Below are 17,819 nucleotides of genomic sequence, written 5' to 3'. Positions count from 1 at the left end.
GTGGTCTCTGTGCCCGCTGTGGCTCTAACTCAATTAGGTAACAAAAAATGAAAATTTTAGTCATTGGTTCGGGTGGACGTGAGCACGCGCTGGCTTGGAAAGTGGCGCAAAACAAGGCAGTAAGCCGTGTGTATGTTGCGCCTGGCAATGCGGGCACCGCGACTGACCCTGACATGGTCAACGTACCCATCACCAAAATAGACGAGCTGGTTAAATTTGCCGAAGACGAGCAAATTGCGCTGACCATTGTGGGGCCAGAAGCGCCACTCTCCCAGGGGGTAGTCGATGCGTTTCGCGCCTCTGACCTCAAAATTTTCGGCCCCACCAAAGCCGCCGCACAACTGGAAAGCTCCAAGGACTTTGCCAAGGCATTTATGGTGCGGCACAACATTCCAACCGCAAAATACCAAACCTTTAGTGATGCCACGCAGGCACACGCCTATATCGACACCGAAGGTGCTCCGATTGTCATTAAAGCCGACGGCTTGGCTGCGGGCAAAGGGGTGGTTGTGGCCATGACGCTGGAAGAGGCCCATGCCGCAGTCGATGCGATGCTGTCTGACAACAAACTCGGCGATGCGGGCGCACGGGTGGTGATTGAAGAATTTTTAACGGGCGAAGAAGCCAGCTTCATGGTCATGGTTGATGGCAAAAACATCCTGCCGCTCGCCACCAGCCAAGACCATAAACGCCTGCTGGATGCTGACCAGGGGCCTAACACTGGCGGCATGGGGGCTTACTCCCCTGCGCCAGTGGTCACCCCGGATATTCACGCCAAAGCCATGCGCGAGATTATTATCCCTACCGTAGAAGGCATGGCCAAGGACGGCATTCCTTACACTGGTTTCCTCTATGCCGGCTTGATGATCACACCTAGCGGTGAGGTCAAAACACTGGAGTTCAACTGCCGTATGGGCGACCCTGAAACGCAGCCGATTATGATGCGCTTGAAGTCAGACCTGGTCGAACTGGCTGAACATGCAGTGAATGGCTCTCTTGATGAGGCCAATGCGGAATGGGATCATCGCTTCGCGCTCGGCATTGTGATGGCCAGTGCCAATTACCCGGAAACACCGCGATTAGGTGATGAAATTCAGGGCCTGCCAAAACAGGTGCAAGATGGCCACGTATTCCACGCCGGCACAACGCTTAAGGATGGCAAGGTTGTCACCAGCGGCGGCCGTGTCTTATGCGTGACTGCGTTGGGGGAAACCGTCAAGTTTGCACAGCAGCAAGCTTACAAAGTGTTGGAACAAATCCAGTTTGACGGTGCTCAGTACCGTAAAGATATCGGTTACCGCGCCATCAAAAACTAAACATTCATGACAAACCCCATCCAACCCCAGGCCGTCTTTGATTTCCTGCAAGGCTTGCAGGTGCGCATTGTCGAAGCCATTGAGTTAGTTGACGGTAAAACCTTTTTACAGGATAGCTGGCAACGCCCTGAAGGTGGCGGAGGCAACTCTTGCCTGCTAGAAGGCGGCAATGTGTTTGAGCGTGCTGGCGTCGGTTTCTCGCATGTACTTGGAAACAAGCTGCCGCCAGCCGCCAGTGTCGCCCATCCTGAGGCAGCCGGTCGGCCGTGGGAGGCCATGGGCGTGTCTTTGGTATTTCACCCGCATAACCCTTATGTACCGACGGTGCATATGAATGTACGCTTTTTTGTCGCCAAGGCACAACACGCTGGCGAGCAAGATATCTGGTGGTTTGGCGGCGGCATGGATCTCACGCCCTACTATGGCTTTGAGGAAGATTGCGTTCATTTTCACCGCGTCAATAAAGAGGCGCTCGCCGTCTTCGGGGCCGACTATTACCCTAAATTCAAAAAAGAATGTGATAGTTACTTTTTCCTAAAGCATCGCAAGGAGCCCCGCGGGATCGGCGGTGTGTTTTTTGATGACTTTAGTGAACTGGGGTTTGACAAAAGCTTTGCCTTACAACGTGCCGTGGGCGATGCGTTTATTAATGCCTATTTGCCAATTGTGCAGCGGCGTAAAGAGACGCCTTACGGCGAACGTGAGCGTGACTTCCAGGCATACCGCCGTGGCCGTTATGTCGAATTCAACCTGATTTTTGACCGTGGCACCATTTTTGGCTTACAGTCCAACGGCCGTACGGAATCCATCTTGCTCTCTATGCCACCGATCGTCAAATGGCGCTATGACTGGAAACCGGAAGCCAATAGCGCAGAAGCAAAACTCTACACTGACTTTTTGATTGAGAAAGACTGGGTTTAATATGCAAGTTTCAGTAGAAGCCAGACAACACGCGCAAGCCCTGCTGGATTTTATTGATCAAAGCCCCAGCCCTTGGCATGCAGTGGACACTGCCGCCAACCAGCTCAAAGCCCATGGGTTCAAAAATTTGCGTGAAAATGAACCCTGGCAATTCAAAGCGGGCGGTAAATATTTTGTCGTGCGCGATGGCGGTTCCATCATTGCTTTTGTGCTGGGTCAGCGCCCCCTGGTTGAAAGCGGCCTGCGCATTGTGGGGGCACACACCGACTCACCAGGCCTGCGCCTCAAACCGCAAGCCGCTTATGCGACAGAGGGCCTGGCGCAGCTCGGGGTTGAAGTCTATGGCGGCCCTATCCTCGCCACTTTTACCGACCGCGACCTGAGTCTTGCCGGGCGCGTGGTATTGCATAGCGAGGAAGGGGTTCAGACGCGACTGGTCAGATTAGATCAATCCATTGCGCGCTTGCCCAACCTGGCCATCCACATGAACCGCGAAGTGAATGAAAAAGGCTTGGTCCTCAACAAGCAAACCGGTTTGCCGCTCATTTTTGGCCATGCAGCCAATACCGCAGAAGCCAAACAGCAACTGACAGCTACCCTGGCGGGTAAACTGGCCGTGCCAACAGAAGCCATCACCGGCTGGGATCTCGCCTTTTATGATACCCAACGCGGCAGCTTCTGGGGCATGGCGCAGGAATTCATTGCCAACAGCCAACTGGACAATCTTGCCTCTTGCCATGCAGCCTTAGAGGCAATCACCCAGGTTGAAAAACCACAATCCACGTTGATATGTGCACTGTTTGACCATGAAGAGGTCGGCTCAGAAAGCGCAACCGGCGCAGGCGGCAGCTTTTTAATCGATGTGATCAATCGTCTGTGCCTGTCCTCTGGGCTGAGCCAAGAGGACAAATTGCGCAGTTTTGCCAACAGTTTTTTTATTAGTGCAGATATGGCGCATGCGTTTCATCCTAACCATGCAGGCAGTTACGAACCTTGCCATCATGTCCAGATCAACCAGGGGCCGGTTATCAAAACCAATGCCAATCAGCGCTACAGCACCAATGCAGTCACGGCAGCCCGTTTTATGCAACTGTGCGCACTGGCGAAAGTGCCGCACCAGCAATATGCACACCGCACTGACTTGGGCTGTGGCAGTACCATAGGGCCTATCATGGCCGCGCAATTGGGGATTGCTACCGTCGATGTCGGCAATCCGATGTGGGCCATGCACAGCCTGCGTGAAAGCGCGGGCGTGCTTGATCATAGCTACATGATTGCCACACTCATCCAGCATTACGCCAGCTAACACTCGCCCAGCATTGACGCTGGTATAACGATTGCTTTACCCTAGACGGACCTGGGGAGAATCAATCAATGTTAGAACAATTATTGCGCAAAAAACCTATTCAACCACATGCGCACACTGGCCTGAAAAAATGTTTAACCGCCTTTGACCTAGCCTTACTTGGCATAGGCGGCGCCATCGGCACTGGCATCTTTGTCTTGACCGGCATCGCTGCTGCAACGCAATCCGGCCCAGCCGTCGTCCTTTCATTTATTATCGCAGCCATTGCGGCAGGCTTTGCCGCACTCTCTTATGCAGAACTCTCTTCCTCCCTTGGCGGGTCTGGCAGTGCCTATGGTTACAGTTACGTTGCCTTCGGCGAGTTTGCCGCCTGGATGATGGGCTGGATGCTATTGCTGGAATACGGCGTTGGCGCGGCAGCCGTTGCCAATGGCTGGGCAGGCTACTTTGTAAATACCTTGAGTAACCTCGGCCTGCACCTGCCCGAACACCTGACCAAGGCGCCGGTGTTAGGCGGAACCATTAATTTACCTGCCTTTGCCATCATTTGGATACTCACCTTGCTGCTCATGGTTGGCGTCAAGGAAAGTGCGCGGGCGAACAATCTCATGGTTATCATCAAGCTGTCGACGATTGCAATTTTTCTCGCCTTGTCAGTGGGGCATATTCATACGGAAAACTGGCTGCCCTTTATGCCGTTTGGCTGGTTTGAAACGTTGGATAACGGTAAAAACATTGGCGTGCTGGCGGGCGCCTCGCTGGTCTTTTTTGCTTATTTTGGCTTTGATGCGGTTTCAACTGCAGCCGAAGAATGCGAACTGCCACAGCGTGACTTGCCAATTGGGCTGATCGCTTCCCTGGCTTTTTGTACAATCATTTATATCATTGTCTCTGGTACATTGACCGGGGTGATTCCATATAGCGAACTCAACACCTCCTCACCGGTCGCTTATGCACTAACCAAGCTGGGTTATACCTGGTCCTCCACGCTCGTTGCAACTGGCGTACTAGCCGGTTTGATTACCGTGCTGCTGGTGCTCCTCTATGGCCTGACCCGCATTTTATTTGCCATGAGCCGTGACGGCCTGATTTCACCGGTATTTTCAGCCGTTAATCCTGACCGCCAAACTCCCAGCAAAATCATCTTGCTTTGCGGCACCGTCGTTTCTATCGTGGCTGGTTTTATTCCGTTGGGAGAGTTGGCTGAAACCGTCAATATTGGGACCTTGGCCAGCTTTATTATGGTCTGCATCGGTGTCATCAGACTGCGTCAAACCCACCCAGACTTACCTCGTCCGTTTAAAAATCCTTTTAATCCCCTGATCCCGTTAGGTGGCGTCATCACCTGCGCCGCACTGATGTCATTCTTGCCTGCCTCGACATGGCATCGCTTTGGCTTGTGGGCCGTCGTTGGCGTGGTGTTCTATTTTGTCTACTCCCTTAAACACAGCCGCTTGCGCTAATTCATACACAGAGTGTGTTTTGATGGGAATAAAAAAGCCGACTATTCAGTCGGCTTTTTTGTTTCTCAGCAGCGCTGGGAATTACAGAGACAATACCCACTCAACGATGGTTTTGATGTCTTCGTCTTTCACTTGTGGGCTGTTTGCTGGCATTGGGATATTGCCCCAAACACCACTACCACCCGCTTTAACTTTAGCGATCAATTTAGCTTCAGCACCTTTGTCGCCTTTGTATTTAGCAGCAACGTCTTTGTAAGCTGGGCCCAATACTTTAGCATCCACGCTATGGCAAGCCAAACAGCCACTTTTTTGCGCCAATGCTTTCGCAGCGGCAGCGTCAACAGCGTGCGCAGAACCAGCCATCAACATGGTCGCTGCTGCGATTGCGGATAATAAAACTTTCATGCGATCTCCTTGAATATCCTCTAAATAAATAGAACCCCGAAATGCAATTTTCGTGCATGTGGCATCTTACCTGACCAGCTAAAATCTACAATAGTAAAACCGCTAAAATACGTGGCCATATTGATAATTTGAACCAGTTTGGCGTTTTGCCAACAGCCTAAAAACGCACGTGAAACAAGATGGTTGACACGTGTCACAACAACGTTACAAGGTCTCGATCGAATACTCTGCGCTCAAGACATGTTTGCGGCCTGGATTAATCACCACCATATTATCCAGGGCGTTGGTGGTTTCCACACAAATCGTTCTACGCCACTCCTCGCCTACCCCCATATCGCCCATGGTTGCCGCTTTATCGGCACCTGGGTTCCACACTACAGTGGTATCACTGCCAGACTTGGAGACATGGATGATGCGGTTATAGCCGCTATCATGAATAGAGCAATCTGAACTGTGATCGACATAGACACGGTCATACTCGTGACCATTAAATGTCAGGGGATTGTGCTCAACGTTGCGTTCATATTTAAGCAGCTTATCCAGATACACCAGGTCTTGCATGCCTGTGATCTTGATATTGGATAAGTCACTGACATTAAAGTAGGTGTGGAATGCCTCGCCGATCACAAACGGATGTTCAGCCAGGTTGGTCGTCGCCAAGTCAATACGCAGGCGGCGGCCAATGGTGATGGTCAAGGTCAACTCATAAGGATAAGACAACTGGCGCTGGGCTTCGGGCGTTTGCTGCATTTCTAGGATAATGCGGGTAGCGCCGGTCGGCGTGGCATCAATATCCATCACCCGCCAGGGGATCACGCGCGCAAAACCATGCGGACAGAGCGTGCTGTCTGTGGGATGGGCACCAAACCATGGCCAGCAAATAGGCACACCACCGCGGATAGAACGGCCTTTGACATAGCGCGCATTGCTGGATAACCACAAGACGGGATGCGAAAGGAACTTAGGTTGCCAATGCATGACATGCGCGCCCTGCAAGGCGATCTTGCCAGTTGCCAGCGGGTTATCAATTTCGAGGTATTGCAAGCCGTTTTCGTCTTGCCATTGATTGACATGCGCATGCAATTTCATGCGCTTGGTCATTTCCATGCTTTTGGCGAGGATGCTACATTCGTCATTCATTATCTTCCCCTTTCAATCTGGGTCACATCGCGCACAGCGCCTTTGGCAGCACTGGTGCTCATGGCCGCATAAGCGCGCAAGGCAGGCGAAACCAGGCGCTCACGGCTCAAAGGTTTCCAAGCCTGGGCACCCTTGGCTTCCATGTTGGCACGTCGGTGCGCCATTTCTTCATCGGTCACAGCCAGGTGGATCGTGCGATTCGGAATATCAATCTCAATCGTGTCACCTTCTTGCACCAAACCAATCGCGCCACCCTCAGCGGCCTCTGGTGAGGCATGGCCAATACTCAAACCCGAAGTGCCGCCAGAAAAGCGGCCGTCTGTCAACAGGGCACATGCTTTACCAAGGCCTTTGGACTTCAGGTATGAGGTCGGATACAACATCTCTTGCATCCCAGGTCCACCGCGAGGTCCTTCGTAACGAATCACCACCACATCGCCAGCAACAATCTTATCGGCCAATATTGCCTCAACGGCAGAATCCTGGCTTTCAAACACGCGGGCGCGGCCAGTAAACTTGAGAATACTGTCATCAACGCCTGCTGTTTTCACAATACAGCCATCCAAGGCGATATTGCCATACAGCACTGCCAAGCCACCATCCTGCGAGTAAGCATGCGCCTTGTCACGGATACAGCCGTTTTGGCGGTCATTATCCAGCTCTGGCCACAGCATGCTTTGGCTAAAGGCGATGGTTGTTGCAATCCCGCCAGGCGCTGCACGGTAAAACTTCTTCACTTCCTCATCCTGCGTGGTCATGATGTCCCACTTGGCGAGCGCTTCGCCCATACTTGGACTATGAACGGTTGGCACCGCTGTATGGATGACACCGGCACGATTCAATTCAGCCAAGATCCCCATAACACCACCCGCACGATGCACATCTTCCATGTGGTACTTGCTGGTCGCTGGCGCCACCTTGGAAACACAAGGCACCTGACGTGAAATACGGTCAATGTCTTTCATGGTGAAATCCACGCCCGCTTCATGCGCGGCTGCCAGCAAATGCAACACGGTATTGGTAGAGCCGCCCATCGCCACATCCAGGCTCATCGCGTTTTCAAACGCCTGCATGGTCGCAATGCTGCGTGGCAGCACGCTGTAATCGTCCTGCTCATAGTGACGTTTGGCCAAGTCAACAATCAAGCGGCCCGCTTGCAGGAACAATTGCTTGCGTGCAGCGTGGGTAGCGAGCGTAGAACCGTTACCAGGCAAGCTCAGGCCCAAGGCTTCAGTCAGGCAGTTCATCGAGTTGGCCGTAAACATGCCGGAACAGGAGCCGCAGGTGGGGCATGCCGATCGTTCAACCTCTGCCACCTCTTCATCACTGACATGGCTATCAGCCGCTTCTACCATGGCGTCAACCAGATCCAGCTTGCGAATATTGCCTTGCCAATTGACTTTACCGGCCTCCATTGGGCCGCCAGACACAAATACCACGGGGATATTCAGCCGCAAAGCAGCCATCAACATGCCAGGCGTGATTTTGTCGCAGTTAGAGATACACACCAGCGCATCCGCACAGTGCGCATTCACCATATATTCCACACTGTCTGCAATCAGATCGCGGCTAGGCAAGCTGTAAAGCATGCCACCATGCCCCATGGCGATGCCATCATCGACAGCAATCGTATTAAATTCCTTGGCAACCCCTCCGGCTTTTTCAATTTCGCGGGCAACCAGCTGGCCAAGATCTTTTAAATGGACATGGCCGGGGACAAACTGCGTAAAGGAGTTTGCCACTGCGATAATCGGCTTAGAAAAATCTTCATCTTTCATACCAGTGGCACGCCACAAAGCGCGAGCACCAGCCATGTTACGACCTTGCGTGGTCGTGTGAGAACGGTATTTAGGCATGAGAAACACTAGGATTGACGTTAAAATCCTATTTTAACCGAATCCTTAGCGGCATGCGCGGCTGAAACAGCTTTGTTACATTCAGGCCGGACGATAAAAAATGCTAAGGGCGGTATTGCTTGTGTTGATAGTGTGAGCAATGCCGAGTGACGGCTTGACTGCGTAATGCCTGATGCTTGGTATGCTGGCCCCGCGTCCGTTTGCGCCAAGCAATAAACGATGCTGGACTCAATTGCTGACGCATGAGGACAATCACGTCTGCCTGCCTGAGCCCAAACTGGCTGGCAATCGCCTCAAAAGGCGTCCGGTCTTCCCACGCCATCTCAATAATGCGCGGAATATCGCCTGTATTAATCTCAGTTAGCAACACCGTTTAACGCCTGTCCATTTCTGATCCTGCCATTGCTTGAAAAAAGCCGCACGCCCCAGCGGAGGCGGCGCGTCAGGCAAATGCGCATGATGCTCGGCATAATGCGCTAAATAACGTTCGTAGGCATCGTCACCAGAGAGCTGCCGCACTCTTCGCCAAAGCTGCTTTAGCACTTGCATGTTGAATCCCTTGTATATTTTTGATCGTTAGCCCAATTTTGTGGCCACATAAGCCGCTTCACTCTCTGGGTTGACTGGCAAGCCTGTCAGGCTACGCCAACTCATCCTCACCATGTCCAGCACCACCACCCATAGCATGCTGACAAAAAACAAGGTGAGCCAGGCATCTAGCTGTTGGTTAAAAATCAGTTGCGGGGCCACAGCCGCCTTTTCTGGCGGCAATACGCCAGTAGACAACTTTTGCGCCAAATCATTCGCTGCAGCAAAAAACCCCACCCGGACATCCTGGCTAAAAATCTTTTCGTACGCCGCACAGGTGGTGACCACCAATAACCAGACCAAGGGTAGCGCAGTGATCCAAGCTTTGCTCGCGCGACCAGACTTGATCAAGATCCCGGTGGCAACCGACAGGGCAATCGCAGCGAGCATCTGGTTGGCAATGCCAAACAGCGGCCATAAAATATTGACGCCACCATTCGGGTCTATCACCCCGATATACAAGAAATAGCCCCAGCCAGCAACAATTAACGCACTGGTGAATACCACTGACGGCGTGTAAGAGGTTTCCCCTAACTTAGGATGCAAGTTACCCAACATGTCTTGTAGCATGAAACGCCCCACCCGCGTACCTGCATCCAAGGTGGTGAGAATGAAAATAGCCTCGAACATGATGGCAAAGTGATACCACAATGCCAGCAGATGTTCCCCAAACACCGTCCCCAGTATGCTGGCCATCCCCACCGCCAGGCTAGGCGCGCCGCCAGTGCGGGCGAACAAGGTGCTTTCACCCATGGCGGCGGAAAGATGCTGCATCTGCTCAACTGTCACCTGGTAACCCCAACTACTGATGGTATTCACCGCATCCAGTGCTTCTTTACCCACCACCCCTGCCGGGCTATTGATCGCAAAATACACCCCTGGCTCAAGTACGGTTGCTGCAATCATCGCCATGATGGCAACAAAGCTCTCCAACAACATGGCGCCATAACCGATCATGCGGATATCGCCCTCACTGGAAATTAACTTGGGCGTAGTGCCACTGGCAATCAAGGCATGGAAACCAGAAATTGCGCCACAGGCAATGGTGATAAACACAAACGGAAATAACTTACCGCCAAAAATGGGCCCAGTGCCATCAATAAACGGCGTGATTGCCGGCATATGGATCTCAGGCCGCAACCATAAAATCGCCACGGCCAGCATCATCACTGTGCCGAGTTTCATAAAAGTGGATAAGTAATCGCGTGGCGCCAGCAGCAACCACACGGGCAATACAGCGGCAGCAAAACCATAGGCAATCACACTAAAGGCCAAGGGCAACCCTTCATGATCAAACAGCGCAGCCAGGGTAGGATGATGATCCACCCAGCCACCAAACACCACTGAGGCCAGTAATAAAATAACCCCCAACAACGACGCCTCCAGCACATGACCAGGACGCAGATAGCGCATGTAAACGCCAACAATCATCGCAATTGGAATGGTCGCGGCAACCGTAGCGGTCCCCCACGGGCTGTGCTTCATGGCATTCACCACCACCAGCCCCAGCACTGCAATCAAGATAATCATGATCACGAGGGTGGCAATCTGTGCTGCCGTCCCACCAATGGCACCGATTTCATCGCGCGCCATCTGCCCTAGACTGCGACCCTCTCGTCGGGTAGATAAAAACAGCGTCACCATATCTTGAACCGCCCCACCCAATACTGCACCAATCAATATCCACAAGGTGCCTGGCAAAAAACCAAATTGCGCAGCCAAGGTAGGGCCAACCAAGGGTCCAGGTCCGGCAATGGCAGCAAAATGGTGGCCAAATACCACCCAGCGGTTAGTCAACACGTAATCACGCCCATTACTCAACCGCTCCGCAGGCGTCGCCCGGGTGGCATCAATACTCAGGACTTTGGCCGCAATCCAGGCCGCATAAAAACGATAGGCAATCAGATACACACACACTGCCGCTGTGATCAGCCAGAGTGCGTTGAGCGTTTCACCACGCCACCAGGCGATTTGTGCAAAAGCAACCGCCCCCAACACCGCTAGCAAGCCCCACAAAACACGCCCCAACAACCCTTTTAACATGCTGTTTCTTCCTTTTTTCTAATCTTTCGCACTGTAACAAAAAGCATTCTTCAGCGCAAAATTCACACCTTCCCAACAATTCTTGCGTACTGGTGCAACCGCACTGAGGTGGTGCAACACCTTGGCACTGCTAAAAGAAGCTTCAACATACCCATACATTTATTTCCCCTATAAAATCATATTGTTATCAAAGAAATTGGGGCTGGCATGCAGTTTGCTAAAACTCTATCGCAAACGATGAGTAAATGATCAATGAGACTACCCAATTCTGTTATGGCTACTGGCATGCCTCCTACCCCAAGCGACATTCTGAGTCTTGAAGATCAGAAGCTGGTAGATAGCGCCCGCGACATCCTGATGCACCAGCGCGGCCTCAGCGAGGACCAGGCTTATTCACTGTTAGCTGAAATGGCTTACAAACGTAAAACCGGGATTGCCGATATTTCGCTACAACTTGTCAACATCACCAAACGGCTCACCACTTAACGCAACTCGCTTCAATGGCACAGCAGTTTCGCTGTATGTTTTACCATCTCCCATTTTCTCGCCATCCGCCCAACACAGCATTTATTGCGGCGATGTGCTTGCACTAAAAAAGAGTTTCGGTATAATGCGCCCTTCGTTGCAAGGCATGGGTGCTTAGCTCAGTTGGTAGAGCGTCGCCCTTACAAGGCGAATGTCAGCGGTTCGACCCCGTTAGCACCCACCACTCCCAGCCTGCATTCTGTTTCAAATCAATCCCTGCTCGCTAAAAGAAAACGTTTCCTGCCTGGCCACGATAATGTGATCAAGCACCTTTACTTCTACCAGCCTCAGCGCTTCCCTCAAGCTCTGCGTTAACTGCTCATCTGCCCGACTTGGACTCGCGACGCCGCCGGGATGATTGTGACTCAGGATCACAGCGGCGGCATTCAGCGCCAGCGCGCGCTTCACCACTTCACGCGGGTAAACATTCGTCTGCATCAGGCTGCCCTCAAACAAAGTTTCATAAGCAATCAGCCGATTTTGTGCATCAAGAAACAGCAGCCCAAACACCTCACGCTGCAATGAAGATAGCTGCAATTGCAGGTAGGCTTTTACCTGACTTGGCGAACGAAAACTGTCGTTCTGTTGCAAGGTTTCCCCTAACGCCCGCTTGCTCATCTCCAGGACTGCCTGCAATTGGCAATATTTACTCACTCCCATGCCGGGTACCAGGGACATTTGTTTGATATCTGCTGAAAATACAACGTTAAGGCTCTTAAAGTGCTGCAGCAAGTCCCTTGCCAAATCAACAGCCGTTTTACCGGCAATGCCGACCCGCAAAAAAATGGCGAGTAATTCCGCATCGGACAATGAGGCAGCCCCCGTACGCAACAGTTTCTCCCTGGGCCGCTCTTGTTCCGGCCAGTCTGTAATTGCCATCACACCCCTCCCTTTTGTATTTTTACTCGTTTGTATTTTTTTAGCGCAACCACCCGATCTCGCGTGCGGTAGGCCGCCCGATCACCACCTGATCCAACCCCTTTGCCATTCTGGATATTTGGGCCGACTGCGGCACCTGCCCCGCCATGACCTCAGCCATCGATTGCGGATAGAGTGGTTGTGCATAAGGCTCGGCATAGCCTTGCGGAAACAGTGGCTGGTGGGTATTCAGATCGTATTTATCTGTTGCGCTGAGCGTATGCAGGAGCTCATGTGCCACGATGATGGCATTGACGGGATGCTGACTATTTTCGGCGAACAAGTTGACCCGGCCAATGCGGCCTTTGTGCAAGGCGGTTGAGTGCCGTAAATGCCGATGGCGCGCCGGATCGTGATAGAGCAAATACAACTTGATATCTACCGGCATGCCAACCGCTGGCTGATGTCGCCAGGCAAACCAGCGGAATTGCAGACTCCATACAATAATCTCGTACAACGGTGCCTGCACGGCAGGTGGTGGCGGAGGGACGGCTTGAATTTCGGGACCAAGATAAAACGTGATCGGCCGCCGCAAGGGCAATTGATACTTGGCGGCCTCCCGCGAAAAAAAGGTCGCCAAAGGCTCAAAATCCTCGGCACGCAAGCTGGCAATATAACTAGCAGAAGTCTCCGATTGATCGGCATTGATCGGATATAACGCTACTTTGAGCGGATGCCGCCACTGCAGGGCGTCATACTCTTGCCAGAGTTGCACTAGCACGGCGCTGATCACAAGCACCCAGAAGAAAATTCGGACAGTCTTTATCATAGATGCCACCCAAGGGATGACCAGATGTTAACATGTTTAAAGATTCATCGTGGATTTCAAAAATACTGCACAACCTGCATTTGCAGTTAAAATGCACATCATGAACGCAAGGCCTGCAAAAACATTCAATATATTGCTTGGAGTGACCGGTGGGATTGCCGCTTATAAAACGGCAGAATTGGTGCGATTACTCGTCAAGCAAGGACACCGTGTACAAGTGGTGATGACAGAGGCAGCCACACACTTCATTACGCCCACCACTTTGCAAGCACTCTCTGGTCAACCGGTATTTATCGATAGCTGGGATCAGCGCATCGCCAATGGCATGCCGCATATTGAACTTAGCCGCCAGGCAGATGCCATTTTGGTGGCACCGGCCAGTGCCGATCTTTTGGCTAAACTGGCGCATGGCTTTGCGAACGACTTACTATCCACCCTATGCCTCGCACGTGAGTGCCCACTTCTTGTTGCACCAGCCATGAACCGGCAAATGTGGGAAAACCCTGCCACCCAGCGCAATATACAGCAGCTTTTGCAAGATCACATCACCATCCTTGGGCCCACCAGTGGTGAGCAAGCATGTGGCGAGGTTGGCCAAGGCAGAATGCTGGAACCAGAAGACCTCGTAGAAGGACTCTATCGCTTCTTCACCCCCAAACGATTAGCCGGCAAAAACATCCTGATTACAGCAGGCGCTACAATGGAAATGCTGGATCCGGTACGGGGCATCACTAACCTGAGTAGTGGCAAAATGGGATTTGCCTTGGCTCAGGTAGCCACCCGCATGGGGGCTACGGTCACCCTGGTCTATGGTCACAGCCAGGTTGCGCGTCCAGAAGTCAGCCAAGCTTATTTTGCTGGTAGCGCAAATGAGATGTACCAGACCGTGATGCAACATATCGCCCACCAGCAAATATTTATCGCCGTTGCGGCGGTGGCCGATTACCGGCCAAGCACGACTTCATCGCAAAAAATCAAGAAAAGTGAGCAAACACTCTCGATAGAGTTGATAAAAAATAAAGACATTCTTGCCGATGTCGCCTCCTTACCTAACGCGCCCTATTGTGTTGGATTTGCGGCAGAATCTGATCGAGTACTTGATTACGCTCGCCAAAAACGGCTGGCAAAACGGATTCCCATGATCATCGCCAACCACGCCAACAGCGCCATGGGCAGTGACCAGAATGCCGTCACCATTATTGATGCGCAAGGAGAAACCACGCTGCAGATGGACGAAAAAATCAACATCGCTTTCGAGATTCTCTCCCATCTGTATACGCAGCTTGATCTAGATTAAACGGCATCCTGTTTCGCCAGTATTTTCATGAAAATACTGAGCCGAGAAAGCTTACGCACAGCTTACAATCGCGCAGTTTGATTTTAAGTAGAGAATTAAAATGCGTACATTCCGCCTCAGCCCCTTAACGATTGCCATTGCAACCGTTTTCACCACCCCGCTCAATGGCTTGGCCGATGAGGGAAACACGGTTACCCTGTCACCGATTGTGGTCACTGCCACCCGTCAAGCACAAAACAGTTTTGACCTGCCGGTCGCGATTGACGTCGTCGAGCAAAAAAACATCAAAGATGGTCAGCTACAGATCAATCTGTCTGAAAGCCTGATTCGCGTGCCCGGCATCACCGCGCAAAACCGGACCCAACAAGCACAAGATCCACAGATTTCCAGCCGTGGTTTTGGTGCACGTTCATCGTTTGGGGTGCGCGGCATTCGTATTTACGTAGATGGCATCCCGCTGACTATGCCAGATGGCCAAGGCCAACCCGGCGTGGTCGACTTGTCTGCAATCAAAAGCATTGAAGTGATGCGCGGGCCATTTTCGTCACTTTATGGCAACTCATCAGGCGGGGTGATCCAAATGTTCACCCAGGACGCACCAGCCACGCCTACGATAGGTGCAACTTCCATGTTCGGCAGCTATGACACCAAACGCAATGTCCTTGAAGCCGCTGGCCAGCTTGAAGGCATGGAATATATGCTGAATGTTTCAAACTTTGAATCTGATGGTTACCGTGAACATAGTAGAAGCAACAAGCAAATGGCGACTGCCAAATTCAAATTCAACCTGACAGAAGATACCAAAATCACCACTTTAATTAACTGGTTTGATCAAGATGCCCAAGATCCTGGTGGATTGACGAAAGCTGATGTTGCAAGTGATCGAAAAGGGGTCGTTCCAGCTACTTTGAACGCGAACACAAGAGTATCTCGCAGCCACACGCAAGTTGGATTTAATTTTGAACATACAATCAATCCCAACAATACAATCAATTTGATTACCTATGTTGGCACGCGCGAAAACAATCAGATTTTGGCAACAAATGCGACAGGCTCGAATGCTAGATCAAGTCAAATTTCCAGAGAGTTCTATGGTTCAGACTTACGCTGGGACAATAGAGGTGAGGTAGCAGGAAAACAATACAATATCAGCCTTGGACTGAATTATGGAAAATCGACTGATGCGCGCAAAGACACCAACATTCAGGGAACAGGTTTAGGTCCTAATAGAATCGAAGATAATATTGTCGATAACTTCGACCAATATCTTCAAGGAAAACTTGCGTTAACCGATAATTTTGACGTGCATGCTGGTGTTCGTCATACAAAAGTCACTCTAAAAGTAAATGACCAGTTAACTCCACCTGATAATAGTGGCTCAGTTGACTACCAAAAGACTAACCCTGTTTTGGGAGCCACCTGGAAAGTTACACCTGCGCTCAATCTTTATGCAAATTTTGGCAAAGGATTTGAGACACCCACTTTTATTGAAGCTGCTTACAATAGTACGGCCGCCTCTGCGACACCAAATTTAACGCTCAAACCGAGTCAAAGTAACAATTATGAAGTAGGTGCCAAAGCATATATTACGGATTCCTCCTTACTCACACTAACTGCATTCAGGATTAACACCCAAGATGAACTCGTTGTTTCTGCAAACAGTAATGGGCGATCAGTTTACGCGAATGCAAACAATACTAAACGTTATGGTACTGAGATATCCCTTGATACCCGTTATGAAAACAATATCACCACTTACTTTTCATACTCATTTCTCAATGCGAAATATAGCTCGTCCTATGTTGGAAATAACGGACTGATTGAATCGGGTAATTACATCCCTGGTACGTATCGAAATCAACTTTACGGTGAAGTGGCCTGGAAATATCAACCTTTGGGATTTTATACAGCATTAGAAGGAAGATATAACAGCAAGGTTTATGTTGATGATATTAACTCGCAAAGCGCACCTTCTTATACGATTTTTAACCTGCGCGCAGGCCTCGAACAAAATCTCAGTCATTGGAATTTTAAAGAATATATTAGATTAGAAAACATGTTTGATCGCGAGTACATAGGCGCCGTTCGTGTTAATGACACAAACGCACGCTTTTATGAGTCTGCTGCAGGTCGCAATTACCTAGTTGGAATAAATGCACAATACAAGTTTTAAATAACAATCTCATATTAAAGAGCCAGCCTATGCTGGCTTTTTTGTTAGCTGGACTGATCGCACTTAGTGATTTTCAGCTTTATTTCGTGTTTAATAGCGCAATCAGTTTCTGGAGCTTTCCGCATGTCAATTACCGTAGACCTTAAAATCCTTGACCCCCGCCTGCATCACATGATGCCAAATTACGCCACACCTGGGTCAGCAGGGTTGGATTTAAGGGCATGCATTGAACATACGCAAACCATACAGCCGGGAGAAACCATTATGATCCCAACCGGCATGGCGATTCACATCGACAACACTTACTATGCTGCCATGATCCTGCCGCGTTCTGGCCTAGGACATAAACACGGCATCGTTTTGGGTAATCTGGTCGGACTGATTGACTCGGACTATCAGGGACAGTTGCTGGTTTCTTGCTGGAACCGTAGTAAAGAGCCCTTCATCTTGAACCCGATGGAACGTATTGCGCAGATGGTGATTGTGCCGGTAGTGCAGGCAGATTTTCATATCGTGGATGAATTTACCAGCAGTGAGCGCGGTGAAGGTGGCTTTGGTAGCACTGGCAAGCACTAATTATTTGAAAAATTGCAATAATTGCTTGATTTGATCTTAGATTTCAATCTATAATCTCGCTCTTTCTGAAAAGATAAAAGTATTTGGAGATAACCATGGCACGTGTATGTCAGGTAACCGGTAAAAAACCTATGGTGGGCAACAACGTTTCCCACGCACAAAACAAAACAAGACGTCGTTTCTTGCCTAACTTGCAAAACCGTAAGTTTTGGGTTGAGAGCGAAAACCGCTGGGTAAGCCTGCGCATTACTAACGCCGCTTTGCGTACCATCGACAAAAATGGTATCGATGCAGTATTGGCTGATTTGCGCGCTGCTGGCGAAAAAATCTAACTCGCAGCACTAGTGAGCAAAGGACAATATCATGCGTGAAAAAATCAAATTGGAATCCAGTGCTGGTACAGGTCATTTCTATACCACTACTAAAAACAAACGTACTATGCCAGAAAAAATGGAGATCAAAAAATTTGATCCCGTTGCTCGCAAGCACGTGATGTACAAAGAAACGAAACTGAAATAATTTT

General features: G+C 50.7%; 18 protein-coding genes and 1 tRNA gene. 11 read left to right on the top strand and 8 right to left on the bottom strand.

Annotated features, from left to right (window positions below; translation table 11 throughout):
- The first annotated feature begins 47 nt into the window (after positions 1-47).
- The 4 genes from purD (at position 48) to ACIDF8_RS01310 (ending at position 5,006) form a co-directional block, all read left to right on the top strand.
- Positions 48-1,316 (top strand): phosphoribosylamine--glycine ligase, encoded by a 1,269-nt coding sequence (purD, locus tag ACIDF8_RS01325; protein WP_412008823.1) that lies wholly within the window; start codon positions 48-50, stop codon positions 1,314-1,316.
- Between the two features lie 6 nt (positions 1,317-1,322).
- On the top strand, positions 1,323-2,237 hold the full coding sequence (gene hemF, locus ACIDF8_RS01320) for an oxygen-dependent coproporphyrinogen oxidase (protein ID WP_412008822.1): 915 nt from the start codon (positions 1,323-1,325) through the stop codon (positions 2,235-2,237).
- 1 nt (position 2,238) lies between these two features.
- Positions 2,239-3,543 carry a M18 family aminopeptidase gene (locus ACIDF8_RS01315; protein ID WP_412008821.1) on the top strand — a complete coding sequence of 435 codons (1,305 nt, stop codon included), beginning with the start codon at positions 2,239-2,241 and terminating at the stop codon, positions 3,541-3,543.
- A 68-nt stretch (positions 3,544-3,611) separates the two neighbouring features.
- Positions 3,612-5,006 (top strand): amino acid permease, encoded by a 1,395-nt coding sequence (locus tag ACIDF8_RS01310; protein WP_412008820.1) that lies wholly within the window; start codon positions 3,612-3,614, stop codon positions 5,004-5,006.
- Positions 5,007-5,087: 81 nt separating this feature from the next.
- Here ACIDF8_RS01310 and ACIDF8_RS01305 read toward each other — a convergent pair whose 3' ends face one another.
- The 6 genes from ACIDF8_RS01305 to ACIDF8_RS01280 all read right to left on the bottom strand — a co-directional run bounded on the left by ACIDF8_RS01305 (position 5,088) and on the right by ACIDF8_RS01280 (position 11,038).
- Entirely contained in the window at positions 5,088-5,411 is a 324-nt protein-coding gene (locus ACIDF8_RS01305) for a c-type cytochrome (protein ID WP_194748704.1), read from the bottom strand.
- 204 nt (positions 5,412-5,615) lie between these two features.
- The gene (locus tag ACIDF8_RS01300) at positions 5,616-6,551 is read right to left on the bottom strand and encodes a D-hexose-6-phosphate mutarotase (RefSeq protein WP_412008819.1); all 936 of its coding nucleotides are present in this window, start codon (positions 6,549-6,551) and stop codon (positions 5,616-5,618) included.
- Positions 6,551-8,407, bottom strand: coding sequence for a dihydroxy-acid dehydratase (ilvD, locus tag ACIDF8_RS01295; protein WP_412008818.1), 1,857 nt, complete (start codon positions 8,405-8,407; stop codon positions 6,551-6,553). The genes ACIDF8_RS01300 and ilvD overlap by 1 nt, the downstream gene beginning before the upstream one ends.
- Positions 8,408-8,510: 103 nt before the next feature.
- On the bottom strand, positions 8,511-8,777 hold the full coding sequence (locus ACIDF8_RS01290; RefSeq protein ID WP_412008817.1) for a TIGR03643 family protein: 267 nt from the start codon (positions 8,775-8,777) through the stop codon (positions 8,511-8,513).
- Positions 8,768-8,956: a YbdD/YjiX family protein gene (locus tag ACIDF8_RS01285; protein ID WP_412008816.1), complete on the bottom strand. Its 189-nt coding sequence runs from the start codon at positions 8,954-8,956 to the stop codon at positions 8,768-8,770. Before ACIDF8_RS01285 ends, ACIDF8_RS01290 begins: the two co-directional genes overlap by 10 nt.
- 27 nt (positions 8,957-8,983) lie before the next feature.
- Complete coding sequence (locus ACIDF8_RS01280) at positions 8,984-11,038, bottom strand: carbon starvation CstA family protein (protein ID WP_412008815.1); 2,055 nt, start codon at positions 11,036-11,038, stop codon at positions 8,984-8,986.
- Between the two features lie 285 nt (positions 11,039-11,323).
- Here ACIDF8_RS01280 and ACIDF8_RS01275 point away from each other — a divergent pair, with 285 nt between their 5' ends.
- Both ACIDF8_RS01275 and ACIDF8_RS01270 read left to right on the top strand, forming a co-directional pair.
- Positions 11,324-11,524, top strand: a complete 201-nt coding sequence (locus tag ACIDF8_RS01275) for an ANTAR domain-containing protein (protein WP_412008814.1) — start codon at positions 11,324-11,326, stop codon at positions 11,522-11,524.
- A gap of 147 nt (positions 11,525-11,671) precedes the next feature.
- A tRNA-Val gene (locus tag ACIDF8_RS01270) sits at positions 11,672-11,747 on the top strand.
- Between the two features lie 20 nt (positions 11,748-11,767).
- Here the strand turns inward: ACIDF8_RS01270 and radC are convergent.
- Together radC and ACIDF8_RS01260 are read right to left on the bottom strand one after the other, a co-directional pair.
- On the bottom strand, positions 11,768-12,442 hold the full coding sequence (gene radC / locus ACIDF8_RS01265; RefSeq protein ID WP_412008813.1) for a RadC family protein: 675 nt from the start codon (positions 12,440-12,442) through the stop codon (positions 11,768-11,770).
- Positions 12,443-12,482: 40 nt separating this feature from the next.
- On the bottom strand, positions 12,483-13,250 hold the full coding sequence (locus ACIDF8_RS01260; RefSeq protein WP_412008812.1) for a hypothetical protein: 768 nt from the start codon (positions 13,248-13,250) through the stop codon (positions 12,483-12,485).
- A 100-nt stretch (positions 13,251-13,350) separates the two neighbouring features.
- On the opposite strand from ACIDF8_RS01260, the gene coaBC reads away from it, so the two are divergent.
- From coaBC to rpmG, 5 genes are all read left to right on the top strand, one after another.
- Entirely contained in the window at positions 13,351-14,547 is a 1,197-nt protein-coding gene (coaBC, locus tag ACIDF8_RS01255; RefSeq protein ID WP_412009629.1) for a bifunctional phosphopantothenoylcysteine decarboxylase/phosphopantothenate--cysteine ligase CoaBC, read from the top strand.
- 100 nt (positions 14,548-14,647) lie between these two features.
- The gene (locus ACIDF8_RS01250) at positions 14,648-16,720 is read left to right on the top strand and encodes a TonB-dependent receptor family protein (RefSeq protein WP_412008811.1); all 2,073 of its coding nucleotides are present in this window, start codon (positions 14,648-14,650) and stop codon (positions 16,718-16,720) included.
- Positions 16,721-16,843: 123 nt separating this feature from the next.
- Complete coding sequence (gene dut / locus ACIDF8_RS01245; protein ID WP_412008810.1) at positions 16,844-17,296, top strand: dUTP diphosphatase; 453 nt, start codon at positions 16,844-16,846, stop codon at positions 17,294-17,296.
- Between the two features lie 95 nt (positions 17,297-17,391).
- The gene (rpmB, locus tag ACIDF8_RS01240; RefSeq protein ID WP_018986249.1) at positions 17,392-17,628 is read left to right on the top strand and encodes a 50S ribosomal protein L28; all 237 of its coding nucleotides are present in this window, start codon (positions 17,392-17,394) and stop codon (positions 17,626-17,628) included.
- 31 nt (positions 17,629-17,659) lie between these two features.
- Positions 17,660-17,815 (top strand): 50S ribosomal protein L33, encoded by a 156-nt coding sequence (rpmG, locus tag ACIDF8_RS01235; protein ID WP_013441158.1) that lies wholly within the window; start codon positions 17,660-17,662, stop codon positions 17,813-17,815.
- Positions 17,816-17,819: the final 4 nt, after the last annotated feature.

It is taken from the genome of Methylophilus sp. 3sh_L (genome assembly GCF_046766015.1).
Taxonomy (GTDB): domain Bacteria; phylum Pseudomonadota; class Gammaproteobacteria; order Burkholderiales; family Methylophilaceae; genus Methylophilus.
The sequence above is the reverse complement of the archived record's forward strand: the minus strand, read 5'-3'. Positions and strand labels throughout refer to the sequence as shown.

Excerpts from the sequence above, each read along its gene's own strand:
- rpmG (WP_013441158.1), top strand. The coding sequence starts at position 17,660 with ATGCGTGAAAAAATCAAATTGGAATCCAGTGCTGGTACAGGTCATTTC.
- radC (WP_412008813.1), bottom strand. The coding sequence starts at position 12,442 with ATGGCAATTACAGACTGGCCGGAACAAGAGCGGCCCAGGGAGAAACTG.
- ACIDF8_RS01260 (WP_412008812.1), bottom strand. The coding sequence starts at position 13,250 with ATGATAAAGACTGTCCGAATTTTCTTCTGGGTGCTTGTGATCAGCGCC.
- ACIDF8_RS01305 (WP_194748704.1), bottom strand. The coding sequence starts at position 5,411 with ATGAAAGTTTTATTATCCGCAATCGCAGCAGCGACCATGTTGATGGCT.
- ACIDF8_RS01310 (WP_412008820.1), top strand. The coding sequence starts at position 3,612 with ATGTTAGAACAATTATTGCGCAAAAAACCTATTCAACCACATGCGCAC.
- ACIDF8_RS01300 (WP_412008819.1), bottom strand. The coding sequence starts at position 6,551 with ATGAATGACGAATGTAGCATCCTCGCCAAAAGCATGGAAATGACCAAG.
- ACIDF8_RS01285 (WP_412008816.1), bottom strand. The coding sequence starts at position 8,956 with ATGCAAGTGCTAAAGCAGCTTTGGCGAAGAGTGCGGCAGCTCTCTGGT.
- ACIDF8_RS01280 (WP_412008815.1), bottom strand. The coding sequence starts at position 11,038 with ATGTTAAAAGGGTTGTTGGGGCGTGTTTTGTGGGGCTTGCTAGCGGTG.
- rpmB (WP_018986249.1), top strand. The coding sequence starts at position 17,392 with ATGGCACGTGTATGTCAGGTAACCGGTAAAAAACCTATGGTGGGCAAC.
- ilvD (WP_412008818.1), bottom strand. The coding sequence starts at position 8,407 with ATGCCTAAATACCGTTCTCACACGACCACGCAAGGTCGTAACATGGCT.
- purD (WP_412008823.1), top strand. The coding sequence starts at position 48 with ATGAAAATTTTAGTCATTGGTTCGGGTGGACGTGAGCACGCGCTGGCT.
- ACIDF8_RS01315 (WP_412008821.1), top strand. The coding sequence starts at position 2,239 with ATGCAAGTTTCAGTAGAAGCCAGACAACACGCGCAAGCCCTGCTGGAT.
- ACIDF8_RS01275 (WP_412008814.1), top strand. The coding sequence starts at position 11,324 with ATGCCTCCTACCCCAAGCGACATTCTGAGTCTTGAAGATCAGAAGCTG.
- coaBC (WP_412009629.1), top strand. The coding sequence starts at position 13,351 with ATGAACGCAAGGCCTGCAAAAACATTCAATATATTGCTTGGAGTGACC.
- dut (WP_412008810.1), top strand. The coding sequence starts at position 16,844 with ATGTCAATTACCGTAGACCTTAAAATCCTTGACCCCCGCCTGCATCAC.
- hemF (WP_412008822.1), top strand. The coding sequence starts at position 1,323 with ATGACAAACCCCATCCAACCCCAGGCCGTCTTTGATTTCCTGCAAGGC.
- ACIDF8_RS01250 (WP_412008811.1), top strand. The coding sequence starts at position 14,648 with ATGCGTACATTCCGCCTCAGCCCCTTAACGATTGCCATTGCAACCGTT.